2 protein-coding genes are annotated in these 1,258 nt (G+C 67.6%); both read right to left on the bottom strand.

What is annotated here, in order from left to right; genetic code table 11:
• Positions 1–247 (bottom strand): flavoprotein (locus IC66_RS0126320; RefSeq protein WP_038949671.1); only part of this gene is annotated, 247 nt, incomplete at its 3' end.
• The coding region (locus IC66_RS0126315) for a UbiD family decarboxylase (protein ID WP_038949669.1) at positions 244–1,258 on the bottom strand (1,015 nt) is incomplete at its 5' end. The genes IC66_RS0126315 and IC66_RS0126320, both read right to left, overlap by 4 nt.

Below are 1,258 nucleotides of genomic sequence, written 5' to 3'. Positions count from 1 at the left end.
CCGGATACGAGCCGCTGGCGATCGCGGCGCCGATGTCGGAATGAAGATAGTGGCGGAAGGCGAGGGCGCGCAGCCGCGCGAGCGCATCGCTCCCCACTTCTTCGCTCAGCGTACGCTCAGCCGCGGGCGAAACCACGAGATGCACCGCGTAGTTTGGATCATCAGCCAGCAGCTCGACGATGCGCAAGCCGATTGCGGCGCCCGAGGCGCCGCTGATGCCGATGATGATGCCTTGCCGCCCGCTCATGTGAGGACCGGTGCCGGCATGCCGGACAGGCCGAGTGTGGCCCACATCGCATCGACACGCGCGACCACGGCGGGATCCATGGCCAGCGGAACGCCCCATTCCCGATCCGTCTCCGGCGGAATCTTCGTGGTGGCGTCGATGCCGAGCTTGCCGCCGAGCCCTGATTTCGGCGAGGCAAAGTCGAGATAGTCGATCGGCGTGTCGGTGAGCGTCACGAGATCGCGCGAGGAATCGCTGCGCGTCGAGACCGCCCACATCACGGCACGCCAGTCGCGGATGTCGATGTCGTCGTCGACCACGATCAGCAGCTTGGTGTAGCTGAACTGCGGAAGCATCGACCACAGGCCGAGCATCAGCCGCCGCGCCTGGCCGGGATAGCGCTTTTTAATGGCCGCAATCGCGATGCGGTAGGAGCAGGCCTCCGGCGGCAGCCAGCAGTCGGTCACCTCAGGGAATTGCTGCCGGATCAACGGCACGAACAGCTGGTTGAGCGCCTCGCCGATCCGCGACGGCTCGTCCGGCGGCCGGCCCGTGAAGGTCGAGAAGTAGATGGGCTGGCGCCGGCTGGTGATCGCCGTCACGCGCATCACCGGGAACTGTTCGACGGAATTATAGTACCCGGTGTGATCGCCATAGGGTCCCTCGGGCGCGGTCTCGGTCGCGGAGACGAAGCCCTCGATGACGATTTCGGCCTCGGCCGGGATCGCGAGCGGGACGGTGAGGCATGGCGCGAGGTCAGGCCGTTCGCCGCGCAGGATGCCGGAGAAGCGCAGCTCGGACAGCGTCTCGGGCAGCGGCAGCACGGCGGCAAGGATCGTGGCCGGATCGGCGCCGATGACGATCGCGACCGGCATGTCGCGCCCGATCGCCTTCCATTGCTGGTGATGCCTGGCGCCGCCGCGATGCGCGAGCCAGCGGATGATGGCGCGGTCGCGGCCGAGCACCTGCATGCGGTAGACGCCGACATTCTCCTCCTGGTCCGCCGTCGCGGATTCCGGCGGCACGGTGATC

The sequence above is a fragment of the Bradyrhizobium genomosp. III genome, from assembly GCF_000261705.1.
Taxonomy (GTDB): Bacteria; Pseudomonadota; Alphaproteobacteria; order Rhizobiales; family Xanthobacteraceae; genus Bradyrhizobium; species Bradyrhizobium ottawaense.
This window is presented reverse-complemented; position numbering and strand designations above follow the sequence as displayed.